Below are 22,741 nucleotides of genomic sequence, written 5' to 3' on the forward strand. Positions count from 1 at the left end.
GGTCACCTCAAATAATAATATTGCCAACTAAGTCCTTAACTGACTCAAAACCATGATCTTTTAGATAGTTTTCGATTCCTTCTTTTATTTCTGAAACAGCATTAGGGTTTACAAAATTCACTGTGCCAATCTGAATGGCAGTAGCACCAGCCAAAAAGAACTCTATTGCATCCTTATAATTCATGATTCCGCCCATTCCAATAATAGGTATATTGACTTTTTGGAAACACTCATACACCATCCTTACGGCAATCGGTTTTATTGCAGGACCAGAAAGTCCACCTGTTACCATCTTAATAAGAGGTCTTCTTGTTTCAATGTCAATTGCCATAGCAGATATGGTGTTTATAAGTGAAATTGCATCTGCTCCTGCTTTTTCTGCTGCTTTAGCAAGCTCTGTGATATCTGTGACATTTGGTGTCAGTTTTACTATTATGGGGCACGAAGATACTTTCTTTACTTCTCTTGTTATTTCATAAACTCTATTGGGGTCCTTTCCAAATATCATACCTCCTTCTTTTACATTGGGACACGACAGGTTTACTTCTATCATGTCTACAAATGGACTTAATATTTTTGCAAGTTCTATAAATTCTTCTTTGTTAAAACCGTTAATGTTAGCAATTATTTTTGTATCAAACCTTCTTAAAAAAGGAAGCTCCTCCTTTATAAATGCTTCAACTCCCGGGTTTTCAAGCCCAACTGAATTTATTATCCCGCCGTAGACCTCACACAGTCTTGGCTGAGGGTTTCCAGCACGTTTTTTGAGAGTTATTCCTTTTGTCGAAATTCCTCCAAATAGATTCAAGTCAATCAGTCTTGAAAATTCACGACCAAATCCAAATGTCCCTGAGGCAGCAATTATAGGATTTTTGAGCTTTACACCGCTTATTTCGACTTCTAACATTTATATCTCTACCTCCATTATATCAAAAACAGGACCGTCTGAACACACATGTAGCATATTGCCATCTTTTCCTTTAATACTACAACAAAGACATGCACCAATTCCACACGCCATTTTCTCCTCCAGCGAGATATAGCATTTAAACGTCAAGTTCAAAGACTTGAGAGCACTTAACATCGGTTTGGGTCCACATGAAAACGCCACTTTGTAATTCTCTTCTTCAATTTTTGTTTTAAAGACCTCAACTGCATTCCCCTTATAACCTATACTACCATCATCTGTTGATATAAAAAGATTGTCTGAGACTTCTTTAAACTCCTCTACAAAAAACAAATCGCTTCTGCTTCTAAATCCAAGAAAAACATCTACTTCATTTCTAGCCTTTTTTAGCTCATGGCAGAGGGAAAGAAGTGGGAAAATCCCCACACCTCCCCCCACCACTGCTACTTTGCCATCAAACCTGTCAACCAAAAATGAATTGCCAAGAGGACCTAACACGTTTATCGTGTCACCTTTTTTCTTCTGAGAGAGAATCTGAGTACCTCTGCCTACTACTTTATATCCAATAAACACTTTATTTTCTTTTACAAATGAAATGCTAAAAGGACGTCTTAATAGCGGATATATTGAATCTTTCTCAACAAGGATATTTACAAAATTTCCTGGTTTGAATGCATTTGCTAAGTACTCTGACTCAAAAGAAAGAAGATATATTCCATTTGCAATCATTTTATTTTCAGCTATCTCAACGTCTAATAGCTTCATTGTCAATCTCTCCTATATTGAAAATGTCAAGTTCTTTCTTTTGTTTTATAAACTCAATTATCTCAACAGCAGCCTTTGCCGTGTCAACAGATGTAAAGATTGGAACTTTGTTTTCAACTGCAAACCTTCTGATTAAAAACCCATCTCTTTGAGGCTGTCTTCCCTTTGTTGGAGTATTTATGACAATGTTTATTCTACCACTTCTTATCAAATCTATTATGTTAGGGCTTCCTTCTGAAACTTTTCTGACATAGTTTGCAGCAACCTGATAGTAATTAAGGTGTTTTGCTGTTTTGGATGTTGCATATATCTTAAACCCGAGCTTCTCAAACTTCTCAGCAATAGGAATTATCTCATTCTTGTCAGGGTCGGCAACTGTGAAAAGCACACCACCTGTCAGAGGAAGTTTTATCCCTGCTGCAATAAGTCCTTTGTAGAGGGCAATATGATAATCTTTTGATATTCCCATTACCTCGCCCGTTGATTTCATCTCTGGTCCTAATGACACCTCAACGTCAGGCAGTTTTTCAAACGAAAACACAGGTACCTTGAAAGCGTAAAAATCTTTTTTGGGCAAAAGTCCCACTGTGTTTACTAAATCCTTCAATTTATAACCCAAACTTACCTTTGTTGCAAGTTCAACCATCGGCACACCTGTGACTTTGCTAAGGAATGGCACAGTTCTACTTCCTCTTGGATTTACCTCTATCACATAAAGCTCCTCGTTTTGGACTATGAACTGGACGTTGATAAGCCCTTTGCACTTTAGCTCCCTTGCTATATCCTGAGTGTATTTGACAATCAAGTTTTCTATATATTTTGAGATATTTCTTGCAGGGTACAAGGAGATACTGTCACCTGAGTGGACACCTGCTCTTTCAATATGCTCCATTATTCCCGGGATTAAAATATCCTCACCGTCAGATATCGCATCAACCTCTATTTCTTTTCCAACTATATATTTGTCAATTAAAATAGGATGTTCATTGAGATTTTTTGCATAGCTTAGCATCTCAATGATGTCATTATCATCAAACGCAATCTTCATACCCTGCCCACCAAGGACATACGAAGGTCGGACTAAAACGGGATATTTTAGTTTGTTTGCTATCTCAAGAGCCTCATCCACATTATAGCAAGTAAAGCCGGGTGGACGTCTTATATTTAACTTGTTTAATATTTTATCAAACCTTTCTCTATCCTCTGCAATGTCTATCCCTTCTGCACTTGTTCCAAATATTCTAACTCCCTCTTTTGCAAGCTCTTGAGAAAGCTTTATTGCAGTCTGTCCACCAAACTGTACTATCACACCATCAGCAGAAAGCTCTTCAATTACATTTAAAACATCCTCTTTTGTCAAAGGCTCAAAAAATAGCATATCTGATGTGTCAAAGTCGGTGCTTACAGTTTCTGGATTATTGTTTATTATTACAGATTTTATTCCAAGTTTTGAGAGAGTGTATACGCTGTGTACGGAGGTATAGTCAAACTCAATCCCTTGACCAATTCTAATTGGACCTGACCCAAGCACAACTATCTTTTTAGAAAATTCAAGTTTTTGATCATGAATTATATCGTTTTCTTTTTCATAAGTTGAGTAATAGTAAGGCGTCTTTGCTTCAAACTCAGCAGCACAAGTGTCTACCATCTTGTAAACAGGCCTTATGTTAAAACTTTTTCTAAGACTTCTTATTTCACTTTCAGTGCTACCTCTCAAGCTTGCAATTGTTTTGTCGCTAAACCCCATCTTTTTCGCAAAGAATAAAAGCTCGCTATTGAGACTTTTTTCATTTTTAATCCTGTTTTCCATATCAATGATGTTTTTAATCTTATATAAAAAGAACTTATCAACTTTGCAAAGCTCATAAATCTCATCAATAGTAAACTCTCTTCTCAAAGCTTCAGCCAAAGCAAAGATTCTCCTGTCATCTGCCTCTTTTATTAATTCTTTCAGCTCATCATTACTAAAATTCTTTAGCTCAGGCAAATCCAAACTGTCAACACCAATGTCAAGTGACCTTATACCTTTGAGAAGACTTTCTTCAAATGTCCTTCCAATCGACATTACTTCTCCTGTTGCTTTCATCTGTGTCCCCAGCTTTCGGTTTGCATACGTAAACTTGTCAAAAGGCCAGCGTGGAATTTTCAACACAACATAGTCAAGAGCTGGTTCAAAGCTTGCATAAGTCATCTTTGTGATAGCATTTTCTATCTCATCAAGCGTAAAACCAAGTGCAATCTTTGCTGCAATTCTTGCAATGGGGTATCCGGTCGCTTTAGAAGCAAGAGCTGAGGATCTGCTTACCCTTGGATTTACTTCAATTACTGCATACTCAAAGCTGTCAGGATTTAGAGCAAATTGAACGTTACAACCACCTTCAATCTTTAGTGCATCAATAATCTTTAAGGCAGATGAACGCAGCATCTGATACTCTTTATCAGAAAGTGTTTGGGATGGTGCAACAACAATACTGTCACCTGTGTGAATACCAACAGGATCAATGTTTTCCATATTGCACACAGTAATAAGACAGCCGTTTGAATCGCGCATAACCTCATACTCTATTTCTTTCCAGCCTTTTATGCTTTTTTCAACCAATATCTGTGACACCGGACTGTAGGTAAGCCCTCTTCTTGCAATCTCAACAAACTCTTCTTTGTTGTTTGCAATGCCACCGCCTGTCCCGCCAAGTGTGTAAGCAGGTCTTATTATAACTGGAAATCCAATCTTCTCGACAAATTTAAGTCCATCCTCAACAGAAGTGACAACCTCACTTGGCACAACAGGTTCCCCAATCTTTATCATGAGTTCTTTAAAAAGCTGCCTATCCTCGGCAAATTCTATTGCCTCAATGTTTGTGCCAATCACTTTCACGTTATACTTATCCAGAATTCCGCTTTTGTAAAGCTCAACTGCAATGTTAAGACCTGTCTGACCACCTAAGGTTGGCAATATAGAGTCAACCTTTTCCTTTTGAATTATCTTTTCTATTATTTCGCAGTTTATTGGTTCAATATAGATGCTGTCTGCCATGGTTTTATCTGTCATAATAGTTGCGGGGTTCGAATTAATCAGGACCACTTCTATTCCTTCTTCTTTTAAAGCCTTACATGCTTGGCTTCCTGAATAGTCAAATTCGGCAGCCTGACCAATTATTATTGGACCAGAACCTATTACCAAAACCTTTTTTATGTCCTTTCTCAGTGGCACTTTATATTCTCACCTCTTTTAAAAAATTTCGCATTAGTTAATTACGCTATTTATACTTTCCTTAAGATTCTTTGATGCGATAAAGCTGCTTTTTTCAAAGTCTGAATGTATGTGATTTTTATATGCGTATATTATGTCACGTGATGAGTTTACTATAATTCCCATTTTGTTTTTGTCAAGGAAATATTTTAAGTCCTCAATTTTCCCACCTTGTACTCCAATTCCGGGAATGAGCAGGAAAGAGTTTGGAAGGATTGACCTTACTATTCTTGCTGCTTGTGGTTGTGTTGCGCCAACAACTGCGCCGATATCTGAGTAGCCATGTTTACCTTTGCAGCTTGCCCCCCACTCATGTACCTTTTCAGCTACCTTTTCAAAAAGGTACTTGCCATCAACAATTAAATCTTGAAAGTCTTTAGATGAAGGGTTTGAAGTTTTTACAAGCACAAAAAGACCTTTTTTGAATCTTTCACAGTCTTCTACAAATGGCTTTATTCCATCCTCACCAAGATAAGGGTTTACCGTCATTGCATCACAGTCAAAGAACTTTATTTTCTTGTCAAACAAGGCTGTTTCGCCAATGTAGGCATTAGAATAACCCTTAGCTGAGCTTGAAATGTCGTTTCTTTTGCCATCAAAGATTACAATTAACTTTTTGTTTTGCGCATATTGGATGAGTTTATGAAGCACCTCTATGCCATAGTATGAGTACTGCTCAAAAAATGCTGCTTGGAATTTCACACCAACTATATTCTCCTCAATTGCATCAATTATTCTTCTGTTGTATTCAAAGAGTATATATTTTAGATTTTCTATTTCGTTTTTTTCATTGTCATAGTACTTTTTTATAAAATAATCTGGAATGTTTTCTACTGTTGTATCAATCCCAGCTACAAGTACACTGTTTTTCTTTTTTATCGCTTCAATTAGCCTGTCAGAGAAGTTTAGCACTTAATTTCACCGTCCTTCTTTAATATCTTTCCTTCATATATTACCGTCTCAACATATGAGGTAAGTTTTTTGCCCAAAAACACACTATTTTTTGACTTTGAAACAATATCCTCCTCTTTAACTTCCCACTCTCTATTTGGGTCAACTATCACAAGGTTTGCTTTTTGATTTTCTTTTATAGTATTTGGTTTTAGGTTTATTATTCTTCTTGGATTTATGCTAAGCAGCTCAACCAATTTTGAAATCTCAAATCCTCTGTTTTTTACAAGGTAGGTGTAGAGCACTGCAAAAGCTGTTTCAAAACCAATTGTTCCACTTGGTGCAAGGTTAAACTCTACATTCTTTTCGTCCTTGTGATGAGGTGCATGGTCAGTTGTAATGCAGTCAATAACCCCCTCCTTTATAGCCTCAATCAATGCCTCCACATCTTCCTCAGTTCTAAGAGGAGGATTTACCTTTGCATTTGTATTAAAACCTATAACCTCTTCTTCAGTAAGACTGATGTAATGAGGGCATGTATCACAAGTTACATTTACGCCCCATTCCTTTGCCTTTCTTATAAGCTCTACCGACTCTTTAGTAGACACATGAGTTATGTGCAGATGTGCTTTTGTCTCTTTTGCAAGAAGGATGTCTCTTGCAACAACAATAGACTCTGCTTCGCGTGGAATTCCTCTAAGTCCAAGCATGGTTGAAACAAGTCCCAGATTCATTTGCCCACCTTCAGATAGATTTGTATCCTCACAGTGGGAAATCACAGGAATTGAGAAATCCTTTGCGTACAAAAGAGCATTTCTCATTAAATTTGCGTTCATGACACACTTTCCATCATCTGAGATTGCTACTATCCCTTCTTCCTTCATAAAACCAATTTCGGAAAGCTCCTCTCCATTTAGTCCTCTTGTGATTGCACCAATTGGCAAAACCTCAATAGGTGACACTTCCTTTGCACGGTGTCGCACATATGCTACCATCGCTCTGTTATCAATAGGCGGGTTTGTGTTTGGCATGCAGCAGATTGTCGTAAACCCACCTGCTGCAGCACTTAAACTTCCACTTCTTATATCCTCTTTGTATTCAAAACCGGGATCTCTGAGATGACAGTGAATGTCAGTAAAGCTTGGCATAACGTACTTGCCAGATGCGTCTATTGTCTGCAAATCTGGATTTTGTATCTTAATGTCTATCCCAATTTTTTCTATTTTGTCATTCACGATTAAAATATCAGCTCTTTGGATGTTTTTATCAAAACCATTTATAATATTAGCATTTTTAATTAATATCACCTCTTAACTTGCCTCCTTTCGCGTACAGAGATATAATACTGCCATTCGCACAGCAATTCCGTTTGTCACTTGCTCTTCAATTGTACAGTTTGGAAGGTTCATAATATCAGAAGATATCTCAATTCCCCTGTTTACAGGACCGGGATGCATAATGAGAGTATCTTTTGAAATAAACTTAGAGATATTTTCATTCAGACCGAAGAACTTGTAGTATTCGTATTTTGAAGTAATCAATCCTCTTTTTTGTCTCTCAAGCTGAATTCTAAGGTCAATTACTACATCCTTGTCGGCTACTGCTTCTTCTAAAGATGAGGCAACATTTGCAAACTTGTCTATGAAGGGTGGTAAAAGTGTCTGGGGACCATATACTGTTATTTCATTTCCAAATTTTTTGAGTCCCCAGATGTTACTTCTTGCAACTCGGCTGTGGAGAATATCGCCAATTATAGCAACCTTGAGATTTTCAAGCCTACCAAGCCTTTCTCTTATTGTAAACATGTCAAGCAAGGCTTGAGTTGGATGTTCGTTCATTCCATCTCCCGCATTGATAACCGAAAATGAACAGTTTTTTGCTATAAAATGAGCAGCACCTGACACAGAGTGGCGTACAATTAAAACATCTGTCTTCAAGGCTTCTAAGGTTCTAACTGTGTCAAGGAGTGATTCGCCTTTTTGGACGCTGCTTGTTGCAACAGAAATAGATGTCGTGTTTGCGCTCATGAATTTTGCTGCAAGCTCAAAAGATGTTCTTGTACGTGTACTGTTTTCATAAAAAAGTAGCACAACAGAATATCCTTGTAAGTGAGGAGTCTTTTTTGTCTCACTTTTTAAAATTAATTTCATATTCTTAGCAAGATTTAAAATCTTTAGTATTTCCTCTTTTGATAGCTCTCTTAACCCAAGCAGATGTTTCAAATTATTCACCTCCAAATGCTTATAAAAAAGGTAGGGATAATACCCTACCCATCTTATATTTCTGCACTATTAACAATGCCTGATTCTGAAATAATCTCGTCTTTTGAAACTGTCTTTGCCTCTGGTAAAAGAAGATTTAATATAATCCCCACGAATGTTGCCAAAGCCATTCCTTCAAACTCAATGTTGAAAAATTTAAGTCTTGTACCGCCAACACCAATTATGAGAATAACTGATGCAATAACCAAGTTCCTGGTTTGAGAAAGGTCCACTTTATTCTCAATCATCATTCTCAAGCCAGATGAAGCAATAACTCCAAAGAGAAGAATACTAATTCCACCAATAACTGGTGCAGGGATAACCTGTATAAGAGCACCGAGCTTTTGTACAAACGAAAGAAGAATAGCAATTATAGCTGCCCAGAGAATCACCCATGTGCTATAAACCTTTGTTATTGCCATAACACCGATATTTTCTCCATAAGTTGTGTTAGGTGGACCGCCAAAAAAGCCCGCTGCAATTGTTGCAAGTCCGTCACCTGCTAAAGACCTGTGAAGACCAGGATCTTTTGTGAAATCTCTTCCAACAACGTTGTTTGTAACAAGAAGATGACCTATGTGTTCTGTTATTGTAACAATTGCAATAGGTGCAATTGCTAAGATAGCGGGTAGTGAAAATTTTGGGAAGGTGAACTGAGGAATACCTATCCATTTTGCGTTTCTGATTACTTCATAATTTAAAAACGGTACGTATTTACCGTTTGGATAAAAGGAATTCAAAAGTCCTGTGTTCATGCCAATCAAATCAAGTATATATGCAAATAGGTATCCACTTACAAGTCCAATCAACACAGGGATTACCTTGAAAAACCCTTTGAAGTAAACCGAACCAAAAACTGCAACAAGCAATGTAAATATTGAAACCCAGCAAACAGGACTTTTTATGACATTTACAGCAACCTCTAAGATTTGTCCATCCTTGATGACCTCTTTGAAAAGTCCTGCAGATTTGACTGCTGCAGCTCTTGCCAAGGAAAGACCAATTATCATAACAACCGGACCAACCACAACAGGTGGTAAAATTCTGTCAATCCATTTTGTACCAAACAGATATATCAAGAAAGCTACAATTAAATAGACAACACCTGAGGCAATACAGCCAGCAAGTGCATATTCCTTTCCGCCAAGTGAAGCAGAAACTGTGATAATTGGATTTATATATGCGAAAGATGAACCAAGATAGGCAGGAACCTTGTTTTTAGTCACAAGTATATAGATGATTGTCCCAACACCGCTTGTAAATAGCGCCACTGACGGGCTTAAACCTACTAATATCGGCACAAGTATTGTTGCACCAACCATTGCAAAAAGGTGCTGAAGACTAAGTGGCAGTGTTTTTGAAAAAGGAAGCTTCTCTTCTACTTGAACAACCCTGTGCATCTTTAATTCTCCTTTCCAATGAAAATTTTTATATTTCTTTATCTAACTGTTCGATTATTACTCTGTTATCATTGTCAAACTCATCAACTAAAACATGAACTATTTCGCGCCTTGATGTAGGCACATTCTTTCCCACATAGTCAGCTCTGATTGGAAGTTCTCTATGTCCTCTGTCAATTAAAACTGCAAGCTGTATCATTTTGGGTCTTCCCATGTCCATAAGTGCTTCAATTGCAGCCCTTACAGTTCTTCCAGTAAACAGGACATCATCAACCAGCACAATCTTTTTGTTGTTGATATCAAAGTCAATTTGAGTAGAGTTAACAGTTGGATGTTCACTCAAAAGACTTAAATCATCTCTGTAAAAAGTTATGTCAAGAATACCCAAAGGCAGTCTAACACCTTCTATTTTCTCAATATTATCTCTTATCCGTTTTGCAAGGGTCACACCTCTTCTTTGAATCCCAACCAAGCACAAATTCTCAATACCTTTATTTTTCTCAAGTATCTCATGAGAAATTCTTATTAAAGCTCTATTCATCTGGGCAGAATCCATAATTTCTTTAAATTTTTCCATTTATTTCACCTCCAAACTCACAAAAAAAGCTTCCTGCCTGTGAATTGGCAAGAAGCTTTTTTGACACACTTACCCCTCTTTTTTCTGCAACCTTGCCGCCTCACAGGGCCAGCTTAAAGGTCCTCACTATATTATCTTTGCCTTTGTATTCAATTTTCTCACCTTAAATTTTTATTTATTATAACACCAAAATGTATAGTTTGTCTATGTTTTTATATGCTATTAATTCCTATTTTAGGCTACGCATTCTTAATGTTTCAAGAATTTTTTTAAAATGCTCTGGAAGCTCAGCTTTAAAGTGCATGAGCTTTCCCTCAATTGGATGGACAAATTCTATCTCACCTGCGTGAAGCAGCTGACCTTCGACTCCAAATTCATTCTTTGCCCTTCCGTAAAGACTATCCCCAACAACAGGATGACCTATATAGGACATATGAACTCTTATTTGATGCGTTCTTCCAGTTTTTAGTCGTAACTTTACAAATGTATATTTATCAAACTTCTCAAGAACCTCAAAATATGTTATTGCTTCTTTCCCGTTTGGCACAACTGCCATTTTTAATCTGTTTACAGGATGTCTGCCAATTGGTGCGTTTATTATCCCGCTGTCTTCTTTTAATACACCTTCACAGATTGCAAAATAAACTCTTTTAATTTCGTGATTTTTAAGTGCTTCAGAAAGCTTTATATGTGCCTCGTTTGCCTTTGCAACAATCAAAAGACCTGAGGTATCCTTGTCAAGCCTGTGAACAATACCCGGTCTTATAACACCATTTATGCTGCTTAGTTTCCCTTCAAACCTGTACAAAAGTGCATTGACAAGCGTGTTATCATAGTTTCCAGCACCAGGATGAACAACCATCCCCTGTGGCTTGTTTATAACTGCTAAGTGTTCATCTTCGTATACTATATCAATATCAATATCTTGAGGGGTCAAATTTACCGGCACTGGATCAGGTATTACTACCTTTATTAAGTCTCCACTTTTTACCTTATGAGAAGTCTTTACTATTTGTTTTTGGTTTACCCATACGTTTCCACCTTCTATTATCTTTTGAACAAAACTTCTTGTTTTATCAAGTGCTTTTGCTAAAAATACATCTACTCTTCCTTCAAACTCTTCAACAGTCAGATACCTTTCTTCTGCAATAACTCTCCTCTCCCTTCTTTTAGCAATTCCAATGCTAAAACAAAAACCCCGATTGTTATGCATGTGTCCGCTATATTAAACACAGGTATTATTTTTATATCAATAAAGTCGACAACATATCCTCTGAAAATTCTATCAAAGAGATTCCCCAAAGCGCCGCCTAAGATAAGCGCTATTGCTAATTTGGTTTGGTTAGACAATTTTTTAAAGATGAGTAACCAAAACAAGCTAATAATTAAAATGATTGAAACTACAATGAAAATAAATTGTTTTCCCTCAAGTATTGAAAAAGCTCCACCGGTGTTTTGAACATATGTCAGCCACAATAAATGTTTTAACATCTCTTCAGAATACCCTAATGGAAAGTGTTTTTCAATTAAAAATTTTGAGAATTGGTCTATTAAAAAAGTTAACATAATAATAATCCAGTAAACCAAAGAAAAACCTCTCCTATAATTTAAAGCTTAAGTAGCATCTTTTTTTAGTATAGCAAAATGTAAGCTTTAAAAGAAGACAAAATTTATTTATTCACCAAACATCTTCTTACTGTCTCTGTTTGAAAGTCTATCCACCTCTTCTACCATATCATCAATCTCATTTATCCTTTTGTAATAACCCTTTGAATTTGTCTTCATATTATCCTGAGGGCCATTGCTGCTCGAATGGGTTTCAAGAATATTCCATATATCTACTCCTTCATGTTCTTCTTCTCCAGCGCTAATAAACTTATCGTTAAATGGTTTTCCCATTGCCTTTTCTTCAATAGGTCTTGCATCAGTTTTATAGTTTTCTGTCTTCTCATGCTTCTTTTCACACTCTATACAAAATTCTGTATATGGAATTGCCTCAAGCCTTTCTAAAGGAATTTCCTTTTTACATGAAATGCAAATTCCATATATCCCCTTTTTAATCTTCTCAAGTGCTTTATTTACTAAGTAGAGCTTTCGCTCAACAGAAGCCTTCATGCTCAAATTCTTTTCTGCCTCATACAGATCAGATGCCATGTCAGCTGGATGATTATCATAGTTTGAAAGCTCGTTTGAATAAAAAGAACTAAAATTGCCAACTTGGTTGTCTTTGCTTGTCTGTAGCATTTTCTCATATTTAACCTTCTTTTGAAGAAGCAACGTTTTAAATCTTTCAAGCTCTCCATGAGTCATTTTGGTATTACCTCCCTTTTTTTATTTAAGAGTTTATCTCATATAAAACTTTACAAATTTTAAAATCTCAGCAATGTATCTACCAATCACCGGCAAGTTGTATTTTACAACAGAGTTTAAAATATATAAAAGTAGTGCACCTAAAATTGAAAAGCCAAAAGCTGTGCCAAATCCCCTTGCAACACCCGATAAAAAGTTTTGCCAGATAATCTTTTTTGGATTTTTCAAGTATTCTACATAGTAATTAAGGTTCATCCTTTCAAGTTGAAGAATGAAGTCTTGAAGTTTTTTCTCAAGGTCATCCTTGTACACTTTCTTCACCTTCTTCTACTGATTATTTTGTTGATTTTACTCTTTTTTATTTATATAATTTTTTTGGTAATGTATAAACTGTATTGGAGGGAAGAAAAATGGAATACAAAGCTGATATAGGTGTATTTGGCGGTTCAGGTTTTTACTCGCTTGAGGATGGTGTTGAGGAGATAGAACTCGAAACCCCTTATGGAAAGCCAAGTGACAAGATTTCACTGATAGAGATTGCAGGCAAGAAGGTTGCTTTTCTACCACGCCATGGCAAGAATCATCAGTATCCTCCTCATCTAATTCCTTACAGGGCAAACTTATACGCAATGAAGATGCTCGGTGTTAAAAAGATAATTGGACCAACAGCCTCAGGAAGTTTGAAGCCTGAGATAAAACCTGGCGACTTTGTTGTGTGTGACCAGTTTGTAGACAGGACATGGGGAAGAAAAGACACATTTTTTGAAGGACCTGAAGTAAGACACATATCTGCTGCAAAGCCTTACTGTGAATACCTGCGAAAGATTGCGATCGAGTCTGCAAAAGAGCTCGGAATTACCGTGCATGAAAAGGGAACAGTTGTTGTAATTCAAGGTCCGAGATTTTCCACAACTGCTGAGAGCAGATGGTTTTCAAGCATGGGCTGGGATGTTATCAATATGACACAGTATCCTGAAGTAATTCTTGCAAAGGAGCTTGGGATTTGCTATGTCAACATCTCGTTAATTACTGATTATGATGCGGGTCTTGAAGGTAGAGATGATATAAAGCCTGTGACTGAAGAAGAAGTTTACAGAGTCTTTAGAGAAAACAATGACAAGGTAAAAAAACTTATTTACAAGATGATTGAAAAGATTGATGTAGACTATATTTGTGAGGAGTAAGAAGAAAATGAAACACTTTGAGTTTGAAAATGATAAGCTCATTGTGCTCGACCAGAGAAAGCTGCCATTTGAAAAAGAGTATTTTGTTTGTAGCACATATCAGGATGCATATGTAGCAATAAAGGATATGATTATAAGAGGGGCACCGCTTATTGGAATTGTTGCTGCATATGGAGTTGTTTTAGGCTTTAAGGAGATAATTGAAAAGAACATGGAGTCCACTAAAATTTATGAGATTATAAACTATCTTGCGAGCTCAAGACCCACTGCTGTGAACCTTTTCTGGGCACTTGAGAGGATGAAAAAGGTTTTTGAAAAGGCAAGAAATCTTTCTCAAAGTCAAATTTATAGTGTGCTGCTGGATGAGGCAAGGAAAATAGAAGATGAAGACAAAAGTATCAATAAAAAGATTGGTGAGCATGGAAATACACTTATAAAAGAAGGTGCAAATATCCTTACTCACTGTAATGCAGGGGCTTTAGCAACAGGCGGGTATGGAACTGCACTTGGTGTCATCCGTGAAGCTCACTTTACCGGCAAGAATATTCATGTTTATGTAGATGAAACCAGGCCGTATCTTCAGGGGGCAAGGCTCACAGCTTTTGAGCTTTCTGAAGATGGTATTCCCAACACAGTTATCTGTGACAACATGGCAGGTTATCTTATGAAACTTGGAAAAATTGATTGTGTTATAGTAGGGGCTGACAGAATCGCTTTAAACGGAGATACAGCAAACAAGATTGGAACTTACTCTCTTTCTGTTTTGGCAAAGCACCATGGCATTCCTTTTTACATTGCAGCACCAGTATCAACCATTGATTTCAATATAAAATCAGGCTCAGAAATTCCTATTGAAGAGAGAAGCGAAGATGAGATAAGATTTTTCAATGGTAAAAAGATTGTTCCGGATGAATCGAAGGTTTTTAATCCTGCATTTGATGTGACGCCGGCTGAGAACATAACTGCCATAATTACAGATAAGGGTATTATTTTTCCACCGTTTGAGGAGAATATCTCAAAACTCAAAGAAAAGTGAGTTGTCAAAAACGGGGTATTGTAAGAATTGAGTACCCCGTTTATTTTTTGTAGTTATAAAGAATTAGCACTTGAAATAATGTTCTTGCTTTTTTGCTTACAATTGCATTTCATCTACATATGTAGTATAATATTTATAAACTAAGTTTTCGAGGAACTAATATAAAGTAAAATTAAGGGGGATTAACCAAATGCAAAAAATATTTCGTAATTCAATGGTAATATTTTCTTTAATTCTCATTGGATCATTGGTATTGTTAAGTATTAGTTCAAAAATCTCTCACATTAAGGCTGACACAATCTTAAATAAGCATAAGCCAGAAGACAATAGCTCCGAGAGAATTCATATTATAAAAAACAAGAAGAAATTTATAGCAGATATCATCTCAGTTTTACCCGTTGTTGAAGAAAAGAATATAAACAACTCAACTGTGGACAGCAACATAAGTAAAGTAAAAGCAGAAAGGCAAGTACATTATAAAATTATTAAAGCTGTGTTAAATGAAGCCAATCACAAAAGCATCCTTGGCCTTGCTTCAAACAAAGATATATATTCATTTGTATCTGAGAAAGTCCTAAAAATACTCTTTCCCAAACCTACACAAGATACTTATACCTGTTACTATAAGGTAGAACCTGCTGACCCCAAGCAAACCGTTATTTGGTACAAAAAAGGATATTTTTATTTTGTGTACTGCTTCACAGACTCTTACACCATAAATCCAGCTGACCCTTATGGTGATATTAAAAAAATGGTTCTCTTGGTTGAGAAAATTAAAAACAAATGGATCATAAGCGATTTTTCAAGCAATAACTGATAAACAGTCCCTATAAAATATAATATGGACACAAATTCTATTTTTACTATAATAGATAGTTTTTTGCTGTAGTCTGGTGGCTCAATCCCTTTTTACACAATTATAAAGACTCAACTTTTTCTCATTTTAATTACACTCAAAAAACAAACAAGAATCTTAGAATTTTTGCACTGAATCACCACTTTTTTGTATTTGTGATTATAAATCTTCGTCTATGATAGCCAACTTTCCGTATAATCTTACAATACGTTGAATTTAAAATAGATTTTATCTGACTTATTTAAAACTTGTTTTAAAGAGGAAATTTGGTGATTGTTGTTTGTCAGCTCTAATATATTCGAATAGTATCATAACTCACCAAATTTCCCCTAACTTTAAATAACTGAACTACTCTTTTGCTTTTTAGCTTGTAAATTGAACACCCTTCTCCACTTGAAAAGTATCCGCCTTTATCAGTAAAGTATATTCCATCTAAACCAATAACAGGCCAGTAGGCATTTATATTTTTTGGAATTCCGCTAATATATTCTAAACTTCCATTTTTAATATTTAATAGCACTAATTTTGCTCTAAAAGGGTCTCTAATATTTGAATAGTCACCAAATTCTTTATATCCCGGATTTCCCTGTGAGAAAATAAATTTATCTTCTGAGAAAGAACTTACAGGCGGAGAGCACAATCCAGTGTTTCTTGTAAATTCTACAGGTTTTCCTGTTGATATGTCAGTCACAGAAACCCAGATATATGATGGATCAGCAGGAGTTGAAGTACTGATTGCAACATATCTGCTATCCCTGCTCCATGCAATAGAGTAAATAATTCTGTAAACATTATTAATTGGCATATCTCCAAATCTTTCGGAAAGTAGCTTCTTCTTGCTGTTTTTGTTCAAGTCAATTACAACCAGCGATGTGGCAGCATCATTTTCTTTGTTATCCCTCTCACCACAGGCAATATATCTTCCGTTTGGTGAAAGAACTGGCCAGCAAAATGAACCTCTTGCAACTTGTTTTAGTGAAAAAGTATATATTTTGTTTTTTGGAACATACTCTGATTTCAAAAGATACAACCTTTTTTCAGTGGCAATAACAAACTCACCTGTTTGTTTATTAGCACTGATATATTTTATCATTTCTGGCATTCGGTTTCGATAAACTTCTTTTTTAGTTTTGTAATCAACTAAAATTAACTCTTTCAAATCCTCACCACAATAAGCTACCTGATTTTTTCCCCATGCAAATAAGCGTACAGGAAAATAATCTAAACCTTTTATTTTATTGCGGCTCATTTTGACTTTGAAGATCAAATCCTCTTTACCACTGCTATACCATATTTTGCCATAAAATAAAGCAAAAAAATCATAATTTTCTATTTTATCAAACCTTTCAATATAGCCTATCTGTTCTGAAGCATTTCTTATTAGAGCATTTATAACAAAAAAAATCATGCCTATAATTATTAAGCATATAGAGACATATACAAAGATATTAAACTTTACGCTTTTTTTACCACACATATTTAATTTTTCTTTCATGAATTTTCCTCCAAGAATACTATCATCAATTTTAAATTAATAGGGTGAATATGCTTGATAACCATTACTAACTAACTCATTAAACGTATATCCCATAGATATAACTCTATCAGTATAGTTGCCATTAACTATCGATATAGTACTTTCATAAACCACAAATTGACCAGATGAATTTGACGTGTAGAATAATCTAACATGCCCAGATCCACTACTGTTTTTTAATAAAATATCACCTTGTTGTAATTCATAATAACTATTTAATTGTCTAGCTATTTTGGGGAATTCTGAAGTATGATAATGCCTTGATAACCCCCAACATCTGCATACAAATCCAGAACAGTCAACACCCGTTGTTCCACCTATATAACCGGGTGCGTTTGTATTAACATTTCCAGCTGCATATCCTTGTTGAATTTCATTGTCAAAACCAGATAATGAACTAAAACCGCCCCAGCAATAAGGAACTTGATAATAATTTGTATTATAATTAGTTATAAAGCGAGGTCTTTGCCAATATTGTCGATTGCTTGCACTCAAATTAGAACCATCATAATTTACTTTGCTGCAGTACCACTGGTGCCATTGATAGCTCTGTGCTGTTGAAATCATTTGAGACCTTGGTACTGTTACAACAGAAGAAGTAATTTTTATATCTCCATCAATTGTAGCTGGGCTTTTCGCATGTTCATTTAAATTTCCTCTTGACGAATTTTTTAAAATTATCATGATTTCCTTCTAATTCTTTTATGAATTCATCAGCTGACTGCCAATAAGCTACTTTAAGTACATAGACATTTTCTTGAGATGGTATCAAAACATAAACATCATTGCCTTCTATTAGAAAGCCTTTTTTAGGAATAACATTGTAAACATCTAAAGGTATTTTAATGGCTCTATCTATCTCCCCAGTTTTTTTATCATAACCTACAATCGCATAGCTTTTGCCATCTTCTAATTTCCAATATACTATGTTGCCAATTGTTCCCATATAACCATTTGTTCCTAATTGATACTGTGAAGGAAAAGCAACAGTCACAACCTCTCCATTTGGTGTTATAACCTGACCACCTAAACGTTTCATACCTTGAATATTGAGTTTCCAAATAGCTTTGTCACGTGCAAAAGAGCCTTTTTTCTCTTCAACAACTGTAGCACTCTCTGGTTTTCCTGCATCCAAGTTATTTGTCTTGTCTGTTCCATTCCTAAATTTCAATGTTCTTGTTTCTTTCAAATCTGCATATACAACATATGGTCCATTTTCGTCAGAACCAAAACCTGAAATTGTTATACAACTACCTCTTTGCTGTGTATCTGGCAAGCTACTAATTCTAATTTTGCCACTTGTTATCGTTACAAGACAGTTTCCATTATAACTTCCACCCAATAAATATAAATTTCCTTTCTCATCAACTGATATATCCGACACCCATATTATAATTTCAGGAAGTTTTACTTCTTCAATATATTCACCGGAAATCCTGTTGTAAATTAAAACTCTGTGATGCGCATTATCAACAATATACACTTTATCACCTTTAACATCAAAAGCATCTGGTCCCCCTGTTCCAGTCATATCTGAAACATATTCAATCCCTTTTTCAGACACAGGAATACTAACAACTTTTTCAAAGTTTGAAAACCATAGTTTGTCTTTTTCTTCTCCACTTCCAAGTGCTTTGCTTTTGACAGTTGAAAAGGATAAAATCGATAATAGAACCAGACTGCAAACTGTCAAATAAGTTATTATTTTTTTGAAATTTTTCATAGTAAATGCCCTCCTTTATTTTTATTTGCACACCCTCTCAAGCGCTCAAGAAGGTTAAAGCCTATGTTATTTGAAACAATCAAAAATTTCAAAGTCTTCAACTTTAACTCCTAATGGCAAGAATGTTTTTTACTCATATTTATATAATTGATATTATTTTACATTTGTAGTCACACCTATATTATACATCTGAAAAATTGACTTGTAAAGAAGTTTTAAAATATTTTTCAGATCATTTAATTTGTAAAGCTATATATATATAAAACCTCATATATAATCCTTTAGTTTGATTTTTTTTAAACATGAAACAAACTTTAAAAAGCATCCTTGAATATATTTTAAACTTTGGTAATTAATCTAAAAGTAAGAGTTATTTCAATTTAAACCCAACTACTTTACACTCATAACAGTCATAACCTATATCTTCGTATCTATTTACTATTTCTCCTTTTGCGTTATATAAGATTAAGTCTTTTAGCTTTTTATAACCGTCTACAATAACAATATATCCCTTATCACCTTTTACATTTTCTATTAGTTTTGTCCCATTTTCAAATTCAAATACCATTTTAGTGTAATTAGTAGGCTTTCGTGCGCCTGTTGATGGTATCCATGTAGAGGTATTTAAGTTACAAAAATAAATGCTTTTTCCTTTATATTTAACTCGATTTACTCCAAATCCCATACTCATTGCTGGATACCCAGCAGATGCATACCATAACGCTTTATTGTTTTCAACCAAACATAACAAATATTGGGGTGAATTATCGGTAGTCATATAAAATAAAAATAGATACCAATTATCATGTTTTTTATATTTAAGTACATTAAAATTCTTATTTTTAACCATATAAAAAGCATCTGACAATGCTGAAACAGCTATTTTTTGAGCTTTAGGGTATTCATCTTCTTTTTTTGTAAAATCCTTTCTTGTGCACCCGCTTATATTTAGCATCATTATTGTGAATAATAAAATATATGGAATAACTTTTTTTATCTTCAATGTATTCGCCTCCCATTTTATAATTTCTTAATAAAAGCACACCTTCAGAAAAACATTAATAAACAGTGGAAAATATTCATAATCAAATTTCTATTCTGAAGGTGTGCAATCTTTGAAGATAGTGGGAAATAAGATTGTATCTATTACATTCTATTCTATTTCTCTAAAATAATACGGATTAAAATATCTTTTTGCACCTGTGTACTCTTGATAATAACGATAGGTATTTGGTGTATGCTGAGCAAATTTCAAGGTAGTTTTATCTACAAGAATTACTGTATGCTCAAATCTTCCGTCATTAGAAAAATCAATTTGCATTATTCCTCCATTATCTAATGAATTTACACTGTCTACTACAACAACGCGTGGTCCAGGTGTATCAATGGACTTAAAGCTTGTCATATAAGTCCAGAAAGCTTCAACATTCTCCCAATTTTTTGAGCCTCCACCAGGACCGGCATACCACCCTTCTTCATATGAACCAGGAACCATCATCACCTTATTTAATATATCATTCGTAGTATCATTTGCTCCAAATCCATACCATAAAACTTGAGATGCAAAGTTTGTGCAATCTCCTCCTCCAGCGGTTGCATCATAAAACTTGGTATTACGGTTATATACGTATTTGTTTGCATATTCAACAGCCCTTGATGTACTATAATAATGATTTACTGCTGGCAAACTGAGAATTCCAACATTGCTTTTCAATTCAACATCACTGAAGTTTTTATATTCTTTTTCCAAATCAGGAGAAAATTCTTGATCAATCATTTCAGCTAATTCTTTCGGTTGAAATTCTCTTATTAATTTTTCTTTTGAAATTTCATAGAAACTTAGATCTTCATAATCATGTTCTGTAATTTTCCAGCCATCTTCCATTTTTATTAACTTAAATATATTTTCGCCACCACAAATAAAAGGTGGATATGCATTCTGTCCATCTAATTTTATTTCTAATATGACGCTTGCTTGATTACCGTTTATATCAATAGCTTTGTAATTGAACTCTAATGGAAATCGTTTCTCTTCGATGTAACAATACCCTTTTTGATAAATATACTTTCTTCTTGCTGTTAAATTTTTCAGAGCTATTACTTTGTTTTGATTTTGTATTTTAGTCATATCAAGGTAAGGTGTTATATCCTTATATTCCATTTGTAAATATGCATCGTACTGAGTATTGTAAAAAGATTTGATAATGTTTTTTATGTTATCTTCTTCAGAGTTTTTTAAAAAATATAAGTTTGCATAGGCAATGGAATTTGGCATTATTAGAATGAAGCATAATAAAATCAATACAATTTTTCTCATTTAAAATATCCCCCTTCTTTTAGTTTCTATATGATTTTCAGATTAAATTAAATAATAAATTTTTTGAAACTATTATCTTCTGTTTAATCAGGAACTATTGAAAATAAGAATGTACGACATAACTTTTCGCCTCCATTTTTAAATATCATCATGTAAGTTATTACTCAATTCTAAACTCCCTATCTATTTGCTTTTTTATTTGCTCATAATCAGGTTCTGGTAACTTTTGGTCAGTAGAGAATTCATAGAACATTAAGGCCCATTTATCATAGATATGCTTTGTAATTTTCCATGTCCCATCCTGCTTTTCTAATTCAAAAATATTTTCTCCATATGAAATAAACGGCGGATATGCTTCTTTTAGTTTTATCTCTAAGTCAATAACTATTTTGGCTTTGTTGCCATCAAGTTCTATGTTCTTATAATGAAGTTCATATGGAAAATGTCTCTTCTCAACATAACAGTACTTTTTTTCGTCTATATATTTTCTTCTGAACACCAATTTTTTGAGAGCTATTACCTTATTTTGATTCTGTATCTTTGACATATCCAAGTACGGTGTTATATCTATATACTCCATTTGAAGATAAGCTTTGTACTGTGTTTCATAAAATCCTTCTATAGTTGATTTGATTGCCTCTATTTCATCGCTATCAAAACTCAAAGTATCTTTTGCCCATATTTGAACAAATGCACTTAAGAATATTGTTGTCAACACTAACACCACAACAAACACCTTTGCACCTTTGCTCATTTTCCTTGCCTCCAAACTCATAATAAACCTAAATCTCTCAACAATGCTTTCTTTTCTACCTACCAGACCAAATGCCGCGCCTGCTCCACTGCCTATACTCACCAAAAGTGTGTTATAAAGTACCTCTGCATACCTTCTTTTGCCATCCTTCTTAAGCTTTCTTATTACTTCTTCGTCACATGAATATTCACATTCTCTATTTAGCTTTAAAACTGCAAAGTATACCAAGGGGTTAAACCAATGAAGTGCATTTATTAATTTGCTTAGCCATTTAACAAGTACATCTTTTCTCTTGAAGTGTACAAGTTCATGTCTTATGATTAATCTTAAATCTTCTCTTACTTTGTCCTTTGTAGGTATTACTAGGATCGGAGTAATTATTCCGATTAGCATAGGTGTTTGTATAATATCACTTTCTAATATCTTTATCTTTTTTGGAATTTTTCTTAGATTGCAATACCTTTCAATCATTCTCCTGCAATATTCATTTGAACATTTTCGTGAACTTCTTATAAGTATCACTTTAAACCAAATATACCTTATCAAAAACCATGCAAAAAATACTATGGCACCTACAAGCCAGACATAACCAATAAATTCTACAAATTTTTCAGGGTTAAAATAACTAATATTTTTATAAGGCAGGGCAATTAAAGCCCCACCTTGTGCTGTATTTTCTGTTAGTTGTAAGTTCAATGCATTGTTGTTATTTAATTTTGAGGTCATATGACTGCTGTTGCCTAATATAATACTCTGATTTAGTACTCTACTATCTTTCTTACAAAATTTAATCAATACATTCCATGGAATGGTAAAACAAAAAAGCCCTATCATCCAAATATAATACCTTGCCCTTGCGCTCAAATGCTCTTTAAAGATTTTGCTCAAAATAGCAAATATCAAAACAGCTATGCTACCACCTACTGTCATTACTGAAATCCATTTGAATATAACTTCTATATTCATCTCATCT

Annotated in this window: 21 protein-coding genes; 3 read left to right on the forward strand and 18 right to left on the reverse strand. The window is 34.7% G+C overall.

Features of this window, described 5'->3' with window-relative positions:
• Positions 1–7 precede the first annotated feature (7 nt).
• The 12 genes from ELD05_RS06560 to ELD05_RS06615 form a co-directional block, all read right to left on the reverse strand.
• Complete coding sequence (locus ELD05_RS06560) at positions 8–907, reverse strand: dihydroorotate dehydrogenase (RefSeq protein ID WP_127351800.1); 900 nt, start codon at positions 905–907, stop codon at positions 8–10.
• Positions 908–1,672 carry a dihydroorotate dehydrogenase electron transfer subunit gene (locus tag ELD05_RS06565; RefSeq protein WP_127351801.1) on the reverse strand — a complete coding sequence of 255 codons (765 nt, stop codon included), beginning with the start codon at positions 1,670–1,672 and terminating at the stop codon, positions 908–910.
• Complete coding sequence (carB, locus tag ELD05_RS06570) at positions 1,653–4,883, reverse strand: carbamoyl-phosphate synthase large subunit (protein WP_127351802.1); 3,231 nt, start codon at positions 4,881–4,883, stop codon at positions 1,653–1,655. The genes ELD05_RS06565 and carB overlap by 20 nt, the downstream gene beginning before the upstream one ends.
• Positions 4,884–4,916: 33 nt before the next feature.
• The gene (pyrF, locus tag ELD05_RS06575; protein WP_127351803.1) at positions 4,917–5,834 is read right to left on the reverse strand and encodes an orotidine-5'-phosphate decarboxylase; all 918 of its coding nucleotides are present in this window, start codon (positions 5,832–5,834) and stop codon (positions 4,917–4,919) included.
• Positions 5,828–7,120, reverse strand: coding sequence for a dihydroorotase (locus tag ELD05_RS06580; protein WP_127351804.1), 1,293 nt, complete (start codon positions 7,118–7,120; stop codon positions 5,828–5,830). Before ELD05_RS06580 ends, pyrF begins: the two co-directional genes overlap by 7 nt.
• Before the next feature lie 3 nt (positions 7,121–7,123).
• Positions 7,124–8,035, reverse strand: a complete 912-nt coding sequence (locus tag ELD05_RS06585; protein WP_127351805.1) for an aspartate carbamoyltransferase catalytic subunit — start codon at positions 8,033–8,035, stop codon at positions 7,124–7,126.
• Positions 8,036–8,088: 53 nt separating this feature from the next.
• Positions 8,089–9,474: a uracil permease gene (uraA, locus tag ELD05_RS06590; RefSeq protein ID WP_127351806.1), complete on the reverse strand. Its 1,386-nt coding sequence runs from the start codon at positions 9,472–9,474 to the stop codon at positions 8,089–8,091.
• A gap of 28 nt (positions 9,475–9,502) precedes the next feature.
• Entirely contained in the window at positions 9,503–10,051 is a 549-nt protein-coding gene (pyrR, locus tag ELD05_RS06595) for a bifunctional pyr operon transcriptional regulator/uracil phosphoribosyltransferase PyrR (protein ID WP_127351807.1), read from the reverse strand.
• A 229-nt stretch (positions 10,052–10,280) separates the two neighbouring features.
• A complete protein-coding gene (locus tag ELD05_RS06600) occupies positions 10,281–11,183 on the reverse strand; it encodes an RluA family pseudouridine synthase (RefSeq protein WP_127352936.1) in 903 nt (300 codons plus the stop codon).
• Positions 11,180–11,638: a signal peptidase II gene (gene lspA / locus ELD05_RS06605; protein WP_127351808.1), complete on the reverse strand. Its 459-nt coding sequence runs from the start codon at positions 11,636–11,638 to the stop codon at positions 11,180–11,182. The genes ELD05_RS06600 and lspA overlap by 4 nt, the downstream gene beginning before the upstream one ends.
• An 87-nt stretch (positions 11,639–11,725) precedes the next feature.
• Positions 11,726–12,361: a TraR/DksA C4-type zinc finger protein gene (locus ELD05_RS06610; protein WP_127351809.1), complete on the reverse strand. Its 636-nt coding sequence runs from the start codon at positions 12,359–12,361 to the stop codon at positions 11,726–11,728.
• Between the two features lie 33 nt (positions 12,362–12,394).
• Positions 12,395–12,682 carry a DUF5665 domain-containing protein gene (locus tag ELD05_RS06615; RefSeq protein ID WP_241243648.1) on the reverse strand — a complete coding sequence of 96 codons (288 nt, stop codon included), beginning with the start codon at positions 12,680–12,682 and terminating at the stop codon, positions 12,395–12,397.
• An 89-nt stretch (positions 12,683–12,771) separates the two neighbouring features.
• On the opposite strand from ELD05_RS06615, the gene ELD05_RS06620 reads away from it, so the two are divergent.
• The 3 genes from ELD05_RS06620 (at position 12,772) to ELD05_RS06630 (ending at position 15,398) form a co-directional block, all read left to right on the forward strand.
• Positions 12,772–13,545: an S-methyl-5'-thioadenosine phosphorylase gene (locus tag ELD05_RS06620; RefSeq protein WP_127351810.1), complete on the forward strand. Its 774-nt coding sequence runs from the start codon at positions 12,772–12,774 to the stop codon at positions 13,543–13,545.
• 7 nt (positions 13,546–13,552) lie between these two features.
• On the forward strand, positions 13,553–14,581 hold the full coding sequence (gene mtnA / locus ELD05_RS06625) for an S-methyl-5-thioribose-1-phosphate isomerase (RefSeq protein WP_127351811.1): 1,029 nt from the start codon (positions 13,553–13,555) through the stop codon (positions 14,579–14,581).
• A 190-nt stretch (positions 14,582–14,771) separates the two neighbouring features.
• Complete coding sequence (locus ELD05_RS06630) at positions 14,772–15,398, forward strand: hypothetical protein (RefSeq protein ID WP_127351812.1); 627 nt, start codon at positions 14,772–14,774, stop codon at positions 15,396–15,398.
• Between the two features lie 328 nt (positions 15,399–15,726).
• Here ELD05_RS06630 and ELD05_RS06635 read toward each other — a convergent pair whose 3' ends face one another.
• The 6 genes from ELD05_RS06635 to ELD05_RS06660 form a co-directional block, all read right to left on the reverse strand.
• Entirely contained in the window at positions 15,727–16,932 is a 1,206-nt protein-coding gene (locus tag ELD05_RS06635; protein ID WP_127351813.1) for a hypothetical protein, read from the reverse strand.
• 36 nt (positions 16,933–16,968) lie between these two features.
• Positions 16,969–17,658: a hypothetical protein gene (locus tag ELD05_RS06640; protein ID WP_127351814.1), complete on the reverse strand. Its 690-nt coding sequence runs from the start codon at positions 17,656–17,658 to the stop codon at positions 16,969–16,971.
• Positions 17,618–18,697, reverse strand: a complete 1,080-nt coding sequence (locus ELD05_RS06645; protein WP_127351815.1) for an NHL repeat-containing protein — start codon at positions 18,695–18,697, stop codon at positions 17,618–17,620. The genes ELD05_RS06640 and ELD05_RS06645 overlap by 41 nt, the downstream gene beginning before the upstream one ends.
• A 370-nt stretch (positions 18,698–19,067) precedes the next feature.
• Positions 19,068–19,700: a hypothetical protein gene (locus ELD05_RS06650; protein WP_127351816.1), complete on the reverse strand. Its 633-nt coding sequence runs from the start codon at positions 19,698–19,700 to the stop codon at positions 19,068–19,070.
• Between the two features lie 150 nt (positions 19,701–19,850).
• A complete protein-coding gene (locus ELD05_RS06655; RefSeq protein ID WP_127351817.1) occupies positions 19,851–21,014 on the reverse strand; it encodes an amidase domain-containing protein in 1,164 nt (387 codons plus the stop codon).
• 160 nt (positions 21,015–21,174) lie between these two features.
• A complete protein-coding gene (locus tag ELD05_RS06660) occupies positions 21,175–22,734 on the reverse strand; it encodes a M56 family metallopeptidase (RefSeq protein WP_127351818.1) in 1,560 nt (519 codons plus the stop codon).
• Between the last annotated feature and the right edge of the window lie 7 nt (positions 22,735–22,741).

Source organism: Caldicellulosiruptor changbaiensis (assembly GCF_003999255.1).
In the GTDB taxonomy this organism is placed as follows: domain Bacteria; phylum Bacillota; class Thermoanaerobacteria; order Caldicellulosiruptorales; family Caldicellulosiruptoraceae; genus Caldicellulosiruptor; species Caldicellulosiruptor changbaiensis.